18 protein-coding genes are annotated in these 17400 nt (G+C 69.3%); 4 read left to right on the forward strand and 14 right to left on the reverse strand.

What is annotated here, in order from left to right:
* Positions 1-5 precede the first annotated feature (5 nt).
* Positions 6-1781: an ABC-F family ATP-binding cassette domain-containing protein gene (locus ABDZ92_RS10775; protein ID WP_343762788.1), complete on the reverse strand. Its 1776-nt coding sequence runs from the start codon at positions 1779-1781 to the stop codon at positions 6-8.
* 98 nt (positions 1782-1879) lie between these two features.
* On the opposite strand from ABDZ92_RS10775, the gene ABDZ92_RS10780 reads away from it, so the two are divergent.
* From ABDZ92_RS10780 to ABDZ92_RS10790, 3 genes are read left to right on the forward strand one after another with little or no spacing between them, the layout of a single operon-like run.
* Positions 1880-2209 carry a PepSY domain-containing protein gene (locus ABDZ92_RS10780; RefSeq protein ID WP_343762791.1) on the forward strand — a complete coding sequence of 110 codons (330 nt, stop codon included), beginning with the start codon at positions 1880-1882 and terminating at the stop codon, positions 2207-2209.
* Between the two features lie 21 nt (positions 2210-2230).
* Complete coding sequence (locus ABDZ92_RS10785) at positions 2231-2911, forward strand: response regulator transcription factor (protein ID WP_272695176.1); 681 nt, start codon at positions 2231-2233, stop codon at positions 2909-2911.
* Between the two features lie 27 nt (positions 2912-2938).
* On the forward strand, positions 2939-4378 hold the full coding sequence (locus ABDZ92_RS10790; protein WP_125962134.1) for a sensor histidine kinase: 1440 nt from the start codon (positions 2939-2941) through the stop codon (positions 4376-4378).
* 21 nt (positions 4379-4399) lie between these two features.
* Here the strand turns inward: ABDZ92_RS10790 and ABDZ92_RS10795 are convergent, their stop codons facing one another.
* The 6 genes from ABDZ92_RS10795 to ABDZ92_RS10820 form a co-directional block, all read right to left on the reverse strand.
* A complete protein-coding gene (locus ABDZ92_RS10795; RefSeq protein ID WP_125962135.1) occupies positions 4400-5401 on the reverse strand; it encodes a MarR family winged helix-turn-helix transcriptional regulator in 1002 nt (333 codons plus the stop codon).
* 74 nt (positions 5402-5475) lie between these two features.
* Positions 5476-6993 (reverse strand): NAD(P)(+) transhydrogenase (Re/Si-specific) subunit beta, encoded by a 1518-nt coding sequence (locus tag ABDZ92_RS10800; RefSeq protein WP_125962136.1) that lies wholly within the window; start codon positions 6991-6993, stop codon positions 5476-5478.
* A gap of 96 nt (positions 6994-7089) precedes the next feature.
* Positions 7090-7392 carry an NAD(P) transhydrogenase subunit alpha part 2 gene (locus ABDZ92_RS10805; RefSeq protein ID WP_125962137.1) on the reverse strand — a complete coding sequence of 101 codons (303 nt, stop codon included), beginning with the start codon at positions 7390-7392 and terminating at the stop codon, positions 7090-7092.
* A 15-nt stretch (positions 7393-7407) separates the two neighbouring features.
* Positions 7408-7929 (reverse strand): nucleoside 2-deoxyribosyltransferase, encoded by a 522-nt coding sequence (locus tag ABDZ92_RS10810; RefSeq protein WP_125962138.1) that lies wholly within the window; start codon positions 7927-7929, stop codon positions 7408-7410.
* 8 nt (positions 7930-7937) lie between these two features.
* Positions 7938-9068 carry a Re/Si-specific NAD(P)(+) transhydrogenase subunit alpha gene (locus ABDZ92_RS10815; protein ID WP_343762798.1) on the reverse strand — a complete coding sequence of 377 codons (1131 nt, stop codon included), beginning with the start codon at positions 9066-9068 and terminating at the stop codon, positions 7938-7940.
* Positions 9068-9193: an aa3-type cytochrome c oxidase subunit IV gene (locus tag ABDZ92_RS10820; RefSeq protein ID WP_125962140.1), complete on the reverse strand. Its 126-nt coding sequence runs from the start codon at positions 9191-9193 to the stop codon at positions 9068-9070. The genes ABDZ92_RS10815 and ABDZ92_RS10820 overlap by 1 nt, the downstream gene beginning before the upstream one ends.
* Positions 9194-9333: 140 nt before the next feature.
* On the opposite strand from ABDZ92_RS10820, the gene ABDZ92_RS10825 reads away from it, so the two are divergent.
* Positions 9334-10764: a sigma-54-dependent transcriptional regulator gene (locus ABDZ92_RS10825; protein ID WP_132882881.1), complete on the forward strand. Its 1431-nt coding sequence runs from the start codon at positions 9334-9336 to the stop codon at positions 10762-10764.
* Between the two features lie 7 nt (positions 10765-10771).
* On the opposite strand, the gene ABDZ92_RS10830 is transcribed toward ABDZ92_RS10825, so the two are convergent.
* The 7 genes from ABDZ92_RS10830 to glmM all read right to left on the reverse strand — a co-directional run bounded on the left by ABDZ92_RS10830 (position 10772) and on the right by glmM (position 17382).
* Positions 10772-11422, reverse strand: a complete 651-nt coding sequence (locus ABDZ92_RS10830; protein ID WP_125959487.1) for a hypothetical protein — start codon at positions 11420-11422, stop codon at positions 10772-10774.
* 38 nt (positions 11423-11460) lie between these two features.
* Positions 11461-12561 (reverse strand): dihydropteroate synthase, encoded by a 1101-nt coding sequence (folP, locus tag ABDZ92_RS10835; RefSeq protein ID WP_125959486.1) that lies wholly within the window; start codon positions 12559-12561, stop codon positions 11461-11463.
* Positions 12562-12711: 150 nt separating this feature from the next.
* On the reverse strand, positions 12712-13845 hold the full coding sequence (locus ABDZ92_RS10840; protein WP_125959485.1) for a site-specific DNA-methyltransferase: 1134 nt from the start codon (positions 13843-13845) through the stop codon (positions 12712-12714).
* Positions 13846-14026: 181 nt separating this feature from the next.
* Complete coding sequence (locus ABDZ92_RS10845) at positions 14027-14635, reverse strand: ribonuclease HII (protein WP_125959484.1); 609 nt, start codon at positions 14633-14635, stop codon at positions 14027-14029.
* The gene (gene thiD / locus ABDZ92_RS10850; RefSeq protein ID WP_206432137.1) at positions 14628-15821 is read right to left on the reverse strand and encodes a bifunctional hydroxymethylpyrimidine kinase/phosphomethylpyrimidine kinase; all 1194 of its coding nucleotides are present in this window, start codon (positions 15819-15821) and stop codon (positions 14628-14630) included. Before thiD ends, ABDZ92_RS10845 begins: the two co-directional genes overlap by 8 nt.
* A complete protein-coding gene (locus ABDZ92_RS10855; RefSeq protein ID WP_125959482.1) occupies positions 15818-16042 on the reverse strand; it encodes a DUF1272 domain-containing protein in 225 nt (74 codons plus the stop codon). Before ABDZ92_RS10855 ends, thiD begins: the two co-directional genes overlap by 4 nt.
* Positions 16042-17382 carry a phosphoglucosamine mutase gene (gene glmM, locus ABDZ92_RS10860; protein WP_125959481.1) on the reverse strand — a complete coding sequence of 447 codons (1341 nt, stop codon included), beginning with the start codon at positions 17380-17382 and terminating at the stop codon, positions 16042-16044. Before glmM ends, ABDZ92_RS10855 begins: the two co-directional genes overlap by 1 nt.
* Positions 17383-17400 lie beyond the last annotated feature (18 nt).

Genomic DNA, 17400 nt, shown 5'->3' on the forward strand with positions numbered 1-17400 from the left:
GGCGATCAGCCCGCCAGCGCCTCGGCTTGCTCGGCGAGTTCCAGCCAGCGTTCCTCGGCCGCATCCTTGTCGGCGCGCGCCTTGGCGACGCTGGCCATCAGCGTGTCGAACTTCTTGGGATCGCGCGCATAAAGGTCCGGGTCGGCCAACGCCGCCTCATCCCGCGCGATCGCCTGCTCCAGCTTCTCGATCTGGCCGGGCAGCAGGTCGTAGTCGCGCTGGTCCTTGTAGCTGAGCTTGGTCGGCTTTGTCCGCACCGGCTCGGCGGCCGGAGCCGCCTTGGGCTTGCGCTCCACCTTGGGCTTGCGGCGCGCTTCCCAGTCGGCATAGCCGCCGACCACCACATCGACCGTTCCCGATCCGTCGAGCCCCAGCGTCACCGTGACGGTGCGGTCGAGGAAGTCGCGGTCGTGGCTGACGATCAGCACGGTGCCGGCATAGTCGCCGATCACCTCCTGCAGCAGGTCGAGCGTTTCCAGATCGAGGTCATTGGTCGGCTCGTCGAGGACCAGCAGGTTCGAGGGCCTGGCGAACTCGCGGGCCAGCAGCAGGCGCGAGCGCTCGCCGCCTGACAGCGTGCCGATCTTGGCCTCGGCGATGCTGGGGTCGAACAGGAACTCCTTCAGATAGCCGTGGACGTGCTTCTTCACGCCCAGCACCTCGATCCAGTCGCCGCCGTCCGCGAGCACGTCGCGCACGCGCTTCTCCGGCGCCATCAGCTTGCGCTGCTGGTCGATGACGATGCCGTCGAGCGTCTTGGCGCGGGTGATCTTGCCCGAATCCGGCTCCAGCTCGCCGGTCAGCATGCGCAGCAGCGTGGTCTTGCCGGCGCCATTGCCGCCGACGATGCCGATGCGGTCGCCACGCCGCACGCGCAGCGAGAAGTCCTTGATGACGGTGCGGTCGCCGAATGCCTTGGTGACGTGCTCGGCGTCAATCACGACCTTTGTCTTGGTGTCGTCGCTCTCCACCGCGAGCTTGGCAGTGCCCTGCGGCCCCGTCATTGCCGCGCGTTCGGCGCGCATCTTGTGCAGCGCCTCCAGCCGGCCCTGGTTGCGCTTGCGCCGTGCCGTCACGCCGCGGTGGAGCCAGTGCTCCTCGATCTTGAGCTTGGCGTCGAGCTTCTCGGCGGCGCGCTGCTCCTCGGCCTGGACTGTCTCCATCCAGGCACCGAAGCCGCCGAAGCCGATCTCGTTGCGGCGGATCGTCCCCCGGTCCAGCCACAGCGTAGAGCGGGTCAGCCGGGTCAGGAAGGTACGATCGTGGCTGATCGCGACGAACGCGCCCGAGAAGCGGCCGAGCCATTCCTCCAGCCACTCGATCGCCGACAGGTCGAGGTGGTTGGTCGGCTCGTCGAGCAGCAGCACGTCGGGGTTCATCGCCAGCGCGCGCGCGATGGCGGCACGGCGCCGTTCGCCGCCGCTCGCGGTCGCGGCCTCGCGCGACAGGTCGATGCCGAGCTGGTCGGCGATCGCCTCCACCTCGTGGGTCGCCGCCGCATCCTCGCCGTGGCAGGCGAAGTCGTGGAGCGTCGCAAAGCCCGAGACGTCGGGATCTTGTTCCAGCAGCACGACGCGCGTGCCGGGTACCACCGTGCGGCGACCCTCGTCGGAATCGAGCGTGCCGGCGATCAGCCGCAGCAGGGTCGACTTGCCTGCGCCGTTTCGGCCGATCAGCGCCAGCCGGTCGCGCTGGCCGATATGGAGGTCCAAGCCGCGGAACAGCCAGCCGGATCCCTGGATCAGGCCGAGGCCTTCGTAGCTCAAGATGGGTGCTGCCATGGGCGGCAGGTAGGCGGCCGCTGCGGACGGGGCAAGTTGCCGCCGTGCAACACTTGCCCGCCCGGCCATATTCATAGGCTATTCAACGCGCTCCCCCTATGCCAACCAGCATGAAGATGTTGGTTCGAGCCGGTCTCTGCGTGTGCGCACTGCTGCCTGTGGCAGCGGATGCTGCGCCCGTGGCCGGCATGCAACGCCATCGTGGCGACCAGGAAGCGGCGATGGAAGGCCGCAAGCAGGGCCGCATCCTGCCCCTGCGCGAGATCGAGCGGCGGGTCACCGGCAAGATCCGTGGCGCACAATATCTGGGCTTCGACTTCGATGCCGGCACTGCCATTTACACGCTCAAGTTCCTGCGCGATGGAGCCGTGATCTGGGTCGATGTCGACGGCCGCACCGGTGAAATCGTTGGCCGGACGGGAAAATAGAGCCTTCGCGAAAGGGTGGAAATGCGCGTTCTGATCGTCGAGGACGAACCGAATCTGGGCCGCCAGCTGCGGGCCACGCTGGAGGGCGCCGGCTATGCCGTGGACCTCGCCACCGATGGCGAGGAGGGGCACTTCCTGGGCTCCACCGAAACCTATGACGCGATCATCCTCGATCTCGGCCTGCCCGAGGTCGACGGGCTGACCGTGCTCGATCGCTGGCGCAAGGAAGGGCGCACCGCACCCGTTCTTGTGCTCACGGCGCGCGACAGCTGGTCCGACAAGGTGGCGGGGCTCGACGCCGGCGCCGACGACTATGTCGCCAAGCCCTTCCAGACCGAGGAGCTGATCGCCAGGCTGCGCGCGCTGATCCGCCGCGCGTCGGGCAACGCCTCGGCCGAGCTGGTCGCGGGCGACATCCGCCTCGACACGCGATCGGGCAAGGTCACCAAGGCGGGCGAGCCGGTGAAGCTCACCGCGCAGGAATATAAGCTGCTGAGCTACCTGATCCACCACAAGGGCAAGGTGGTCAGCCGCACCGAACTGATCGAGCATATCTACGACCAGGATTTCGATCGCGATTCGAACACCATCGAGGTGTTCGTGACGCGCATCCGCAAGAAGCTGGGCTCGGACGTGATCACCACCATCCGCGGCCTTGGCTACAGCCTCGACGAGCCGGGCGCGCCTGCGCCGATCGCGTGATGCGGGGCCGATGAAGGCAGCGTTGCAATGAGGCCCTGGGGCGGCCTACTCGACACCTGGGCTGCGCGCCACGACAAGGCGGCCACGCCGGTGCAGCCGGGCCCGGGCGACCCGCCGCCGCGCAGCTATGTGCGGGTGACGGGCTCGCTCAGCCGCCGCATGATCCTGATCGCGGCGGTATGGATCCTGGTGCTGCTGTCCGGCGGTGGTTTCGCGCTCGACCGGGTGCTGACTTCGGCGATCACGCGCAATTTCGACGACCAGCTCGACTATCTGCTGACCTCGATGATCGTCACGGCCGAGATCGGGTCGGACGGCGAAGTCGTGTTCAACCGCAACCTGGGGGACCAGCGCTTCCTGGAGCCCGGTTCCGGCCTCTACTGGCAGGTAAGCGGCAAGGGCTTCGAGCCGTTTCCGTCGCGGTCGCTGTGGGATCGCAAGCTGCCCGAGGGCGACCCGCATCACGACAAGGAAATCCACACCTACGACAGCAATGCCTTCCCGGACGAGAAGCTGCGCATCGTCGAGCGCGACCTGACGCTGCCGGGATCGCCGGTGCGCTGGCGCTTCCAGGTGGCGGAGTCGCGCGACGTGCTGGACGCGCAGATCGACGCGCTGCGCCGTACGCTGATCCGCAGCTTCCTGCTGCTGGGGCTGGGGCTGATCGTGATGGCGGCGCTGCAGACCTGGTACGGCCTGCTGCCCTTGCGCAAGCTGCGCTACGCCATTGCCCGGCTGCGCAGCGGTGAGGCGGCGCGGCTGGAGGGCGCGATGCCCGCCGAGGTCGCGCCGATGGTCGAGGAGCTCAACGCGCTCGTCGAGCACAACGACCGGCAGGCGGAGGAGGCGCGGCGTCACGCCGGAAACCTCGCCCATGCGCTCAAGACGCCGCTGACCGTCATCATGAACGCCGCGGCGGCCGGGCAGGACGATCTGGCGGCGACGGTGATCCGCGAGGCGCGCACGATGCGCCGGCAGGTCGACCATCACCTCGCCCGCGCGCGTGCGGTGGGACGTCGCGGCAGCGCCCACAGCCGCGCCGAAGTGTGGCCGTCGGTGGAGGCGGTCGAGCGCGCGGTCAGCCGGCTCTATCCCAACGTGCGGGTCGATGTGGATGGCGCGCGCGATCTCATCGCGCGGATCGAACGTCAGGATTTGGACGAGATCCTGGGCAACCTGGTCGAGAACGCCGCCAAATACGGCGGCGGCAGCGTGTTCGTGACGGTGCGCGCGGACATGGGCTTTGCCGAGATCCTGGTCGAGGACGACGGCGTCGGCATTCCGGAGGCCGATCGCCAGCGCATCTTCGACCGCGGCGTCCGGCTGGACAGCGGCAAGCCGGGCACCGGCCTTGGCCTCGCGATCGTGCGGGACGTGGCTGAAATCTACGAAGGCACGGTCACGCTGGAAGAGAGCGAGGACCTGGGCGGATTGCTCGTGCGGCTGCGCCTCCCGGCCTTCGGCTAGCGCCGGCCGGCACGACGCATCTCAAAAGACGCGAAGGCCCAGCCGGCGCGCGGCCGCTGCATAGTTCCGCATCCCTTCGAACGCCTTGTTCGTGAGCGCGATATAGGCGCGGCGGCGGTCCAGCGGGTCGTCCTCCCGTTCGAACAGTCCGGCTTCGATCATCGTCGTGATCCAGCGTAGCGCCGTCGTCGGCGGGACCGCGGCAGCGATGCACAGGCTGGAGACCGATACCGATACCCGCTCCAGGCGCGCGGCCATCAGGTCGAGCAGCATGTCCCAGGCCGGGTCCGCGAACAGCTGCGCATCGAAGAACTGCTCTCGCAGCCGGCGCGCACGGATCTCCGCGCGGATCGCGCCCGGCTGCGGCAGCGGTTCCTCCTCCGATAGCTTGGCCGTGCCACCCGTATCCGAGCCGGAGCCGTCCAGCAGCTCCGGTTCGGCACTGTAGCCGTCGCGCTCCTGCGCCTGTCCCTTCGCGCTCGCGAAGGTGAGGCGCGTCAACGCCTCGGCAATGCGGGCGACTTCTTCACTCAGCCGCCGGATGCGTTCGCCGTCTGTCTCGGTCGCACCGGCATATTGGATCGTCGGCCGGCATCCCGCGATCGCGAGCGCAGAGACTCGCTCGGACACGTCCGGGGCGCACAGCATCTGCACGCCCGCGACGGACGTCTGGGCCACGGCCTGGTCCAGTTGTGCCGGCGTGAAGCAGACGATCAGCCGAGAGCCGACCCAGGCGCGGATCTCCTCGCCCCACTGCAGCAGCGCTTCCAGTTCGGTGGGTGACGCCGGTGCGGCCTCGATCAACAGGATGTCGTGCCCAGGCAGGTCCGATGGCCGCGGCAGGTCGCCGAAGCCACCGCGTCCGATCACGTGCGCGCCGGCCAGCGCTGCCGCGTCTGCTGCCGCTTGGGCTCCGGAGGCATCATGGGCGACGATGAAGAGGGCCGCGGGGTGATGAAAGCCCTGTGCGCGGCTCGGGGCATCCGCCGGAGACCCGAACGCGTGGGAAGACGATCCAAGCATGACAGGCCCCCAACCATGTACCGGACGTTAAGCATCCGCTATGGAGCCTTGTCTGGCATAGAAGCGGGACAGTATCAATCGAGTGCCTTGACGATCTCTTCTGTCATCTTCTTGGCGTCCGCCAGGAGCATCATGGTGTTGTCCATGTAGAACACCGGGTTGTCCACGCCGGCATAGCCGACGCCGCCCATCGAGCGCTTCACGAACAGCACCGTCTTGGCCTTTTCCACGTCCAGGACGGGCATGCCGTAGATGGGCGAGCTCTTGTCGGTCTTGGCCGAGGGATTGGTGACGTCGTTGGCGCCGATCACGAAGGCGACGTCGCTCTGCGCGAACTCGGCGTTGATGTCCTCCAGCTCGAACACCTCGTCATAGGGGACGTTCGCCTCGGCCAGCAGCACGTTCATGTGGCCCGGCATGCGGCCGGCGACCGGGTGGATGGCGTATTTGACGCGGACGCCATGCGCCTTGAGCTTGTCCGCCATCTCGCGCACCGCATGCTGCGCCTGGGCGACCGCCATGCCATAGCCGGGGACGATGATGACCTGCTCGGCCTGGCTCATCAGGAAGGCGGCGTCCTCGGCCGAACCGCGCTTCCACGGGCGGTCGATCGCCTCGCCGCCGCTGGCGCCGCCGCTCTCGGCCCCGAAGCCGCCGGCGATGACGCTCAGGAAGCTGCGGTTCATCGCGCGGCACATGATGTAGCTCAGGATCGCGCCCGACGAGCCCACCAGCGCGCCGGTGATGATCATCGCGCTGTTGCCGAGCGTGAAGCCCATCGCCGCGGCGGCCCAGCCCGAATAGCTGTTCAGCATCGACACCACGACCGGCATGTCCGCGCCGCCGATCGGGATGATCAGCAGGAAGCCGACCAGGAAGGCGAGCAGCGTGATCGCCCAGAACATCCACGGTGCCTGGGTCTCGAAAAAGCCGGCGATCAGCGCGAGGATCGCGCCCAGCACGGCCAGGTTGAGGACGTGGCGGCCGGGCAGCAGGATCGGCTTGCCCGACATGCTGCCGTTGAGCTTGAGGAAGGCGATCACCGATCCGGAAAAGGTGATCGCGCCGATCGCCGCACCCAGCGTCATCTCGATGCGGCTGACCGGGTGGATGGCCGCGAACGGCTGGCCGATCATCGGCACCACCAGCTCGGCGATGCCGAAGGCGACCGGGTTCAGGAAGGCGGCGCAGGCGACCAGCACCGCAGCGAGGCCCACCAGCGAGTGAAAGGCCGCGACCAGCTGCGGCATCGCCGTCATCGCGATCCGGCGCGCCGTGGTGAGGCCGATGATGGCACCGAGCGCGATGGCGCCCAGGATCTCCAGCAGCGTGAGCATGTCGATGCGCGCAAACAGCGGGCCGGTCGCGGCGATGGCGCCGCTGGGGTCCGCCAGGACAAGGCCGACCGTCTGCACGGGCAGGTGCGTCACCAGCGTGGTGACGACGGCCAGGCCCATGCCGATCATCCCCAGCCGGTTGCCGCGCCGGGAGGTGGCGGGGGACGACAACCCGCGCAGGGCCAGGATGAAGCACACGCCCGAGATCAGATAGGCCAGCGCCACCCAGGGGTTTACCGAAGCCGTATGTTCCATCCTGAACCCCTTTCCGTCACCCCGGCGAAGGCCGGGGTCCATCTTTCCACCTGCGCCTGTCGCACGATGGATCCCGGCTCTCGCCGGGATGACGACCTAGTGCCTGGCGGCCGTGTCCGGCCGCTCCTTCTTCTTGTACATGGCCAGCATCCGTTCGGTGACCGCGAAGCCGCCGAAGATGTTGATGCTCGCCAGCACCACCGCCAGCAGCCCCAGCCATTTGGCGCCGGGTGCTCCGGCCGCGGCGGCGGCGACCAGCGCGCCGACGATGATGACCGAGGAGATCGCGTTGGTGACCGCCATCAGCGGCGTGTGCAGCGCCGGGGTGACCGACCACACCACATAATAGCCGACGAAGCACGCCAGCACGAAGATCGACAGGATCGAGACGAAGTCCATGGCCTTGCCCTTTCGTCAGCGGCTCGCGGGGATCGCGCGCAGGCAGGCCTCGAACGCCGCCATTGCCGCCGGATCCCCGTCCGCGACCGTCACCCATTCCCCGTGCGACGCGACTGCGCCGCCGAGCATCAGATTGTCCTGGTGACCGAAGTCTTCCACCACCGCGCCCGCATCGTTACCGACCAGCGCGCGCATGCGCGTCGCGAAATCCTCGCCCGCTGACGAATAGCCGTAGATCGGCCGCTCGAGTGCGGCAAAGAAGCCGAGCTCGAACGCAGTGCCGGCGTCGGCTCCCGGCCCGCGGAACGGCGTCAGATTGGCGACGATCGCATCGGCCGAGCGCATCAGGGCGAGATTGGCGCGATAAATCGCCACCCCTTCCTGGAAGCTGCCGCTGGCCGACGGGCTCGCCTCGACATCGAAGGGAAAGATGCCTTCGAAGCCGTGCTCGGCGCACAGGGCGAGCTTGGCCCGGGCGATCGCCGGCGCGTGCCCCAGGAACACGTCGGGACCGGCAAGATAGAGGCGCCTGGGCATGCGGGGCGTCAGGCCTGGAGCAGCCGGGGGTGCACCACGGCGCCCCCGCGCGTCAGGCGGATGCCCTGGGTGACCTCGTCCTCGTCCGGGAGCACGGGACGACCGGCGTCCTTCTCCCAATAGGCCGACAGGAAGTTGTAGAGGTTGCGCGCGAACAGCGCCGAGGTGTCGGCGGCGAGGCGGCTCGGCACGTTGCGGTGGCCGAGGATGCGCACACCGTGGCGCTCCACCACCTCGCCTGCGACCGCGCCCTCGACATTGCCGCCCTGCTCGACGGCGAGGTCCACGACGATGCTGCCGGGGCGCATCGTCTGGAGCTGCGCATCGCTGATCAGCCGCGGTGCGGGACGGCCCGGGATCAGTGCGGTGGTGATGACCACGTCCTGCTTGGCGAGGTGGCTGGAGACGAGTTCGGCCTGCGCCTTCTGATAATCGGGCGACATCTCGGTGGCATAGCCGCCCGAACCCTCGCCCTCGATGCCGGCGACATTCTCCACGAAGATCGGCTTTGCGCCGAGCGACTGGATCTGCTCCTTGGTGGCCGAGCGCACGTCGGTGGCGGAGACCTGCGCACCAAGGCGCCGCGCGGTGGCGATCGCCTGGAGGCCCGCGACCCCCACGCCCATCACGAAGACGCGCGCGGCCGAGACCGTGCCTGCCGCCGTCATCATCATCGGAAAGGCACGGCCGTACGCCGCGGCCGCATCGATCACCGCCTTGTAGCCGGCGAGGTTCGATTGCGAGGAGAGGATGTCCATCGACTGGGCGCGGGTGATGCGCGGCATCCACTCCATCGCCAGCGCCTCGATCCCGAGCGCGGCATAGCCGTCGACCCGCGCGCGCTCGCCAAAGGGATTGAGGCCGGCGACCAGCCAGGCGCCCGGCTTGATGCCCGTGAGCGACTCGGGGGCCGGGCCCTGCACCGCCAGCACGACATCGGCATCGGCCAGCACTTCGGCGCGGCTGCCGAGGGTCGCCCCCGCGGCGGCATAGTCGGCGTCGGCGACCGAGGCCGAACGCCCGGCGCCCGCCTCCACCGCGACCCGGGCGCCCAGCTGGACGAACTTCTTGACCGTCTCGGCCGTGGCGGAGACCCGCCGCTCGAACGGAGCGGCTTCGGACAGGACGGCGATCTTCATCAGGCGGCGATCAGCCAGACGACCAGCGCGGCGAGCAGGAGTACGATGATCGTTCCCCATTTCACCAGCGTGAGGAATCCGTTGTACGTGTCCTTGTGCGCGCTCAGGTCGCCATTGCCGGCCATCCTCGGATCCCCTGTCGTCTGCTGTTGGACGGAGCTTAGCTTCGCCGCCGGGAACCGCCAACCCCTGCCTACGGGCGGGCTTAAGCGGGCCTTTACCGTCGTGCTATAGCCACGGCGCGACGAGACTTGGGGAGTCGGGAATGACGCGCAATGGCCAGCGCCTGCTGATGGTGATTGACGACGACCCTGCGCAGCGCCGCCTGATCTCGGTGATCGCCGCGCGGCGCAGCTGGCGGACGATCTTTGCGGACGATGTCGATTCGGCCCTGGAGACGCTCGCGACGCCGGAAGGGCTGGCGCTCGACGCAATCCTGCTCGACCATCGGTTCCCGGACACGGAAACGGAACTCGCCGGCCTGATCGCCGCGCTGCGCCGCAACCGGCCGGCGCTGCCCCTGCTGATGCTGACCGCCGATGGCTCGGTTGCACAGGCGGTGGCGGCAATGCGCGCGGGCGCCAGCGATTTCCTGGTCAAGCCGCTCGTTCCGGAGCGGCTGCTGTCGGCACTCGACGCGGCGGCGGGTGCCGGGGACACGGGCGAACTGCGGCCGCTTGCCGAAAAGCTGTCGATGCCGCTCGCTTTCGACGAGGTCGTGGGCTCGGCTCCCCAGTTCCGCGCGGCGCTCGCGATCGCGGCAAAGGCCGCGCGCGCCCGCGTGCCGGTGCTGGTCGAGGGCGAGAGCGGCGTCGGCAAGGAAGTGCTGGCAGAGGCGATCCACGCCGCATCCCCCCGCGCGCGCCGCCAGATGGTGCACTTCAACTGCGGTGCGATCCCGGCCAACCAGATCGAAAGCGCGCTGTTCGGGCACGAGAAGGGCGCCTTTCCCGGCGCCTTCGAACGCCGCATCGGGCGGTTCGAGGAGGCGGACGGCAGCACGCTGTTCCTGGACGAGGTCGGCGAAATGCCGCTCGCGGTACAGGCGAAGCTGCTTGACGCGATCGTGTCAGGGGAGGTGCGGCCGATCGGCGCGTCCTATGCGCGCAGCGTCGACGTGCGCGTGATCGCGGCGACCAACCGCACGCTGGCCGACGAGGTGGAGGCCGAGCGCTTCCGGGAGGACCTCTATTATCGCCTCAACGTCGTCCAGCTGACGATCCCGCCCCTGCGCGAGCGTCCGGGCGACGTGGCTCCGCTCGCACGCCACCTGCTGGCGCGGATCGGACGGCAGCCGGGTCTGCGCCAGCTTGGCATCACCGACGACGCGCTGGCGCTGCTCGCCGGCTACGACTGGCCGGGCAACGTGCGGCAGCTCCAGAACGCGCTCTTCCGGGCGGCGGTGCTGTGCGAGGGGGATGCGCTGACGCGTGCCGATTTCCCGCAGATCGCGCAGCTGTCCGACGAGGAGACGATCCGTCGCCCGGCGCCGGTGCGCCCGACCGAGGCGGGGGTGACGCTGTTCCGGCCCGACGGCAACCTGAGGGCGCTCGACGAGATCGAGGCCGATGTGATCCGGCTGGCGATCGGCCATTATCGGGGGCGCATGAGCGAAGTCGCCCGGCGCCTCGGCATCGGCCGCTCGACGCTCTATCGCAAGCTGGGCGAACTGGGGATCGACCAGAGCGCCGCCTGACGTTCGTTCAGAAGCATTTCCTGGGGCCGTCCGCGGCGGCGCGGGCGCGGTCGTTCTGGCCGGCGCCGGGACGGATCTTGGCGGACAGGCAGGGCGTCCGCTCCAGCAACACCGGCAGCAGGTAGGAGGTCGGCCTGGTCGGCTGGTCGAAGTTCTCGACCACGTCGTAGCGCAGGATCAGCGCGTCGGGGCGGAAGCTGCCGTCCTGCTCGCGCCCACGCCATTCGATCCGCTCGCCGAGTTCGCTGAAGCCGCCGCTGGTGACGGACGAGAGGCGCAGGTTATGCTCGCGCCCGCCCGAGACGAGCAGTAGATTCTGGCGCCCGTCGGCTTCGACCAGCTTCAGCCGATAGTCGCCGAGGCCAGGGCAGCTCGACTCGGAGAAACCCGCCTCGTCCGGGGCCGAGCGTAGCACCCGGCAGTCGGAGAGGCTGGTGTAGCGCGACACGCGGCCCGCGGTGGACGAGGTCGCGGTTGCGGCTGGCGTGGGCGTCGGTGCGTCGCTGCTCGGCACGGGCGTCGCAGGTGCCGTGGGGGCTGGTGTCGGTGCAGGGGTTTCCTCAGCGACGGCGGCGTTGGGCGCCGCCTCCTCGGGCGCCGGGTCGCCGCCGCACGCACACAGGCAGGTCAGCGCCAGCAGGGGAAGGAAGGACCGCATGGGGGAGTAACGGTGGACGTGGCCGAATGGCTCCATCCTCAACCCGCGAGCGCCGTGTCGCGCAGGCCGCGCCACACCCGCAGCGCCTGCACCGTTTCCGGCACGTCATGGACGCGGATCAGCTGCGCGCCCATGTCCGCGCCTTTCAGCGCCAGCGTGAGCGAGCCCCCCAGCCGCTGGTCTGCCGGCGCCTCGTTCGCAAGCGCACCGATCAGCCGCTTGCGACTGGCACCGAGCAGGATCGGGCAGCCGAGGCCGTGGAAGATCGCGAGACCGTTCAGGAGTGCCAGGTTTTCGGCAAGCGACTTGCCGAAGCCGATGCCGGGATCGACCAGGATGCTGGCACGGCCGACGCCCCCGGCCACCACGGCCTCGATCCGCTGTTCGAGCCAGTCGAACACGTCGGTGAGCACGTTGCCATATGCCGGGCGGGCATGGCCGCCGGTTGCCGGATCGGGGGAGTGCATCAGCACCACCGGGCAGCTTGCGCGCGCCACCACCTCCAGCGCGCGCGGGTCGAACAGCAGGGCGGCGACGTCGTTGACGATGTGCGCGCCTGCGGCCAGCGCCGCCTCCATCACGGCCGCCTTGCGCGTGTCGATCGACACGGGGGTACCGCTTGCGGCCAGGCGCTCGATCACCGGCACTACGCGGGCGATCTCGTCGCCTTCCCACACGGTCGCGGCACCCGGCCGGGTCGATTCGCCGCCGACGTCGATCAGCGCCGCACCGGCCTCTGCCATGCGGTGTCCGGTGGCGGCGATCGCTTCGGGATCGCTGCCATTGCGGCCGCCGTCGGAAAAGCTGTCGGGCGTGCAGTTGAGGATGCCGGCGACCAGCGGCTGGTCCAGGCGCAGCACGCGCTCGCCGCAGGCGATCGGGGCACGGGGCGCGGTGATGCGGGCGTGCAGGGTCTGGAGCCGATCGGCCTGGGTGCTCGATACGCTTTCGAGCAGCCGCGAGAAGTCGGCGAGCGGAACGGTCGCTCGGAGGCCGGGGGCGAGCAGTTCATAGGCAGCGAACCACTGCATCCCACCCGCCAGCCGTGCCGCCTGACCGTCGAGCCCCACTGGGGTGTCGATCAGCTGGACGGGGCGAAGGTGGAGGCGGGCATCGGGGGCGATCGGAGGGACGGTCATGACCTGCTTTCGCGCAGGCTCGCGTCTGTCGCAACCGGCGGAAGGCCGTGCTCCTGCGGAGGCAGGAGCCCATAGCGGCAACCGTCGGCACTCGTGGCCCTGGGCTCCTGCCTGCGCAGGAGCACGGTTTTCGGAAAACTCGGCCTGGCTCTACGGCTGCGTCGCCAGCAGGTACGTCTGCCGCAGCGTATCGATCGCCTGGAGGCGTCCTTCGCTCTCGTGGTGCCAAAAGGTCCAGCCGTTGCAGGACGGCGCGCCCTGGAGCGTCGCGCCGAGCTTGTGGATCGAGCCGGTCTCGACGCCGCAGGCGAGCGAGCCGTCGGCGCGCACCACCGCCTGGAAGCGGCGCTTGGCGTCGGTCAGCACCATGCCCGGTGCGACCATGCCGTTTTCGACCAGCGTGCCGAAGGCGACGCGCGGGGTGCCCTTGGGCGCCTGCATCGTGCGCAGGGACGATTCGTCGAGCGGCAGCGCCTCGGCAATGCGCTGGGTGGCGGCGTCGATGTAGACGCCCTCGCGCTCGATGCCGATCCAGCGGCGGCCCAGCCGCTTGGCGACGGCGCCGGTGGTGCCGGTGCCGAAGAAGGGGTCGAGCACCACGTCGCCCGGATGGGTGGCCGCCAGCAGCACCCGGTAGAGCAGCGCCTCCGGCTTCTGGGTCGGATGGACCTTGTGGCCGTCCTTCTTCAGCCGCTCCGGCCCGCCGCAGATCGGGAATTCCCAGTCGGAGCGCATCTGCAGCTCGTCGTTGAGCGTCTTCATGCTGCGATAGTTGAAGGTGTACTTCGACTTCTCGCCCATCGACGCCCAGATCAGCGTCTCGTGCGCGTTGGTGAAGCGGGTGCCGCGGAAGTTCGGCATCGGGTTGGCCTTGCGCCACACGATGTCGTTGAGGATCCAGAAGCCCAGGTCCTGGATGGTCGCGCCGACGCGGAAGATGTTGTGGTAGCTGCCGATCACCCAGATCGTGCCGTCGGGCTTCAGGATGCGGCGCGCCTCGGCCAGCCAGTCGCGGGTGAAGCGATCGTAGCTCGCGAACGAATCGAACTTGTCCCACTCGTCGGTGACGGCGTCGACATGGCTGCCATCGGGGCGGTTGAGGTCGCCGCCGAGCTGGAGGTTGTAGGGCGGGTCGGCGAAGATCATGTCGACGGACGCAGTCGGCAGCGCGCGCATGTGCGCGATGCAGTCGCCTTGCAGGATGGTGTCGAGCGGCAGCGCCGCGCGCGGTTCCGCCATCGCCGTCTTCGGCGACCGCGTCCGCACCTTCTCCAGCACCCCCATCGATTCACGCCCCCTTGTTGTTGCCCACACTCCTGCGGATCGGCGGAGTTGGGTCAAGCAAACATTTATTTCCAGATTCCCCCGCGATTCCGCGGAGATGCGCGGCAACGCGCCCCGACCAAAGATATTGAGTCTGTACCCGTTGCCACGCCCTACCACTGGTGGGTGTGGCGCAAAGGACTCAGCCGACGGTTTCCAGCGGCAGCCACGCTTGCGCGACCGGCGCGAACGAACGGCGGTGCAGCGGCGTGGGGCCCAGCGACTTGAGCGCCTCCAGATGCGCCTTGGCCGAATAGCCCTTGTTGGAGGCCCAGCCATAGCCGGGATGGCGGGCGTCGGCCTCGATCATGATGGAGTCGCGGTGGTGCTTGGCGACGATCGAGGCGGCCGCAATCGACAGGCACAGCGCATCGCCGCCGACCAGCGCGCGCGAGGGGTGGGGCCAGTCGGGGCAGCGGTTGCCGTCGACCAGCACCATGCCGGGCGCCACGCTCAGCGCGTCGACGGCGCGGTGCATGGCGAGCATGGTGGCCCAGAAGATGTTGATCTGGTCGATCTCTTCGACGCTGGCGATGCCGATGCCGACCTTGGCGCAGGCGAGGATCTCCGCACACAGCCGTTCGCGGCGCAGCGCCGTCAGCGCCTTGGAATCGTCGATGCCATCGGGAATGCAGTCGGGGTCGAGCACCACCGCGGCGGCGACGACCGGACCGGCAAGCGGGCCGCGGCCGGCCTCGTCCACGCCCGCGACGGGGCCGGGGTGCAGGCGTTCATGAGAGTAATCAGGCATTTGCGATGCGCCATGGCGGAAACCGCCGCATCTCGCCAGCCTGGTAGAGACAAACGGCATTGCCCGCGGGGTCGGTGAGTCGCGCCTCGCGCCAGCCCCAGGGCTGCTCGACCGGTTCCTGGGTGAAGGCGACACCTTGCTGGCGCAGGTAGCGGACCGCGATGTCGAGGTCGCCGACCTCGAAATAGACGGTCGGGCGGTCGGTGGCCTCTGCCATCTCGATCGAGAAGGTCGCGCCGCCCTCACTCTCGAACCGGGCATAGCGGCGGCTGGAGCGCACGATCTGGCGCAGGCCGAGCATGCGGTAGAAGCGCTCGCTTGCCGGCAGATCCGTGGCGGGCACCGTCACCTGGTTGAGCATCGGCGACCAGCGGCTGGCGTTGAGGTCGAGCCGCACGCCCTGCTGCGCCATCGGGCCGTGGCCGTCGCCGAGCAGTTCGGCTCCCAGCATTGCGATCCGCACGAAGCGCCGCGCGCGGGCAATCGCTTCGGCGAGGTTCCACTCGCCGGCGAGGCCGCAGGCGATGGCGGTGGAGAGGGTGCAGCCGGTGCCGTGCGTCGCGGTGCTGTCGATGCGGGGGTCGCTCCATTCGATGACGGGCGGGGCGCCGCTTTCTGCCGGATAGAGGCGGTCGACCACCGTAGGCCCGTTGTCATGGCCGCCCTTGGCGAGCACGGCGCAGCCGTGGGCGGCCGCGAGCCGACGCGCGGCCTCCGCCCGGGCCTCGACCGTCGGGAGGGCCGCACCGGCGAGTGCCTCGAGTTCCGGGATGTTGGGCGTGACCACGGTCGCCCGGTCCATCAGCCGCTCGAACGCGGCGATGGTGGCGGTGTCGGCCAATCGGGCGCCGCTGCTCGCCACCATCACGGGGTCGAGCACCACCGGCACGCCCGGCAGTTGCTCGAGCCGTTCCGCAAGCGCGAGCGCGGTGCGGGCCGAGCCGATCATGCCGATCTTCACCGCGTCGACGCCGATGTCGGAGACGACCGAATCGATCTGCGCCAGCACCATGTCGGTCGGGATCGGGTGGACGCCGTCGACGCCCAGCGTGTTCTGGGCGGTGATCGCGGTGATCGCGGTCATGCCGTGGCTGCCGAGCATGGTGACGGTCTTGAGGTCCGCCTGGATGCCGGCGCCGCCGCCCGAATCGGAACCGGCGACGATCAGGATGCGGGGGATCGTCACGCGCGGTGCCGCCGCTCGGTGGAGGCGGGATGCTCCTTCAGCGCCTTTCCGACGCGGGCGGGCCGGTCGAGCAGCTCGCCGCCGCAATTGGGGCACTGCTCGTCCAGGTCGTCCGCGCATTCCGCGCAGAAGGTGCATTCGAACGAGCAGATGAACGCGCCGCCCTGGTCGGCAGGCAGGTCGGTGCCGCAGCGCTCGCAATCGGGCCGCATCTCCAGCATCAGGCGGCCGCCTTCTGCACGGCATCGCAGATGCGGGTCACCACCGCTTCCACCTGCGCGCGATCGTCGCCCTCGGCCATTACCCGGATCACCGGCTCGGTGCCCGATGGGCGAATGACCAGCCGGCCGCGACCGGCCAGCTCGGCCTCGGCCGCGGTGATGATGTCGGTGACGCGCGCATCCTCCAGCGGCTTGCCGCCGGCGAAACGCACGTTGCGCAGCAGCTGGGGCAGCGGATCGAAGCGGTGCAGAACCTCGCTTGCCGGGGCGCCGGCGCGGGTGACTTCGGCGAGCACCTGGAGCGCTGCGACCAGGCCGTCGCCGGTGGTCGCATAGTCGGACAGGATGATGTGGCCGGACTGTTCGCCGCCGACATTGTAGCCGGACGCGCGCATCTTCTCGAGCACGTGGCGGTCGCCGACCTTGGTGCGCACCATGCCCAGACCCTGGGCGGCGAGATGGCGTTCCAGGCCGAGGTTGGACATGACGGTGGTGACCAGGCCGCCGCCCTTCAGCCGGCCCTGGCGCGCCCAGCCCGCGGCGATGGTCGCCATCAGCTGGTCGCCGTCGATCACCCGGCCGGTCTCGTCGACCACGATCAATCGGTCGGCGTCACCATCGAGCGCGATGCCGATCGCGGCACCGGACCCGATGACGGTTTCGCTGAGCGTGGCCGGTGCGGTCGAGCCGACGCCGTCGTTGATGTTCTTGCCATTGGGAGTGACGCCGATCGCGACCACCTCGGCCCCCAGCTCCCACAGGGCGGAAGGGGCGACCTGATAGGCGGCGCCGTTGGCGCAATCGACCACGACCTTCAGCCCGTCCAGGCGCAGTTCCTCGGGGAAAGTGGATTTGGCGAAGTGGATGTAGCGGCCTCGTGCGTCCTCGACGCGGCGGGCGCGGCCGATCTCGGCCGAAGGTGCGAGCGGGACCTGCCCGTCGATCAGCGCCTCGATCGCCGCCTCGTCGGCATCGGAAAGCTTGAAGCCGTCCGGGCCGAACAACTTGATGCCATTGTCGGCGTAGGGGTTGTGGCTCGCCGAGATCATCACGCCCAGGTCGGCGCGCATCGAGGTGGTGAGCATCGCCACCGCCGGCGTCGGCATCGGCCCCACCAGCACCACGTCCATGCCGACCGAGGTGAAGCCGGCGACCATGGCGTTTTCGAGCATATAGCCCGACAGGCGCGTGTCCTTGCCGATCACCACGCGGTGGCGGTGATCGCCCCGGCGGAAGTGCGCGCCGGCGGCCATGCCGACCTTCATCGCCATCTCGGCGGTCATCGGCGACTGGTTGGTGGCGCCGCGAATGCCGTCGGTGCCGAAATATTTTCTTGCCATCGGCTCAGCTGCCCTCAG

Origin of the sequence: Sphingomonas molluscorum, assembly GCF_039522995.1 — a bacterium.
In the GTDB taxonomy this organism is placed as follows: Bacteria; Pseudomonadota; Alphaproteobacteria; order Sphingomonadales; family Sphingomonadaceae; genus Sphingomonas; species Sphingomonas molluscorum.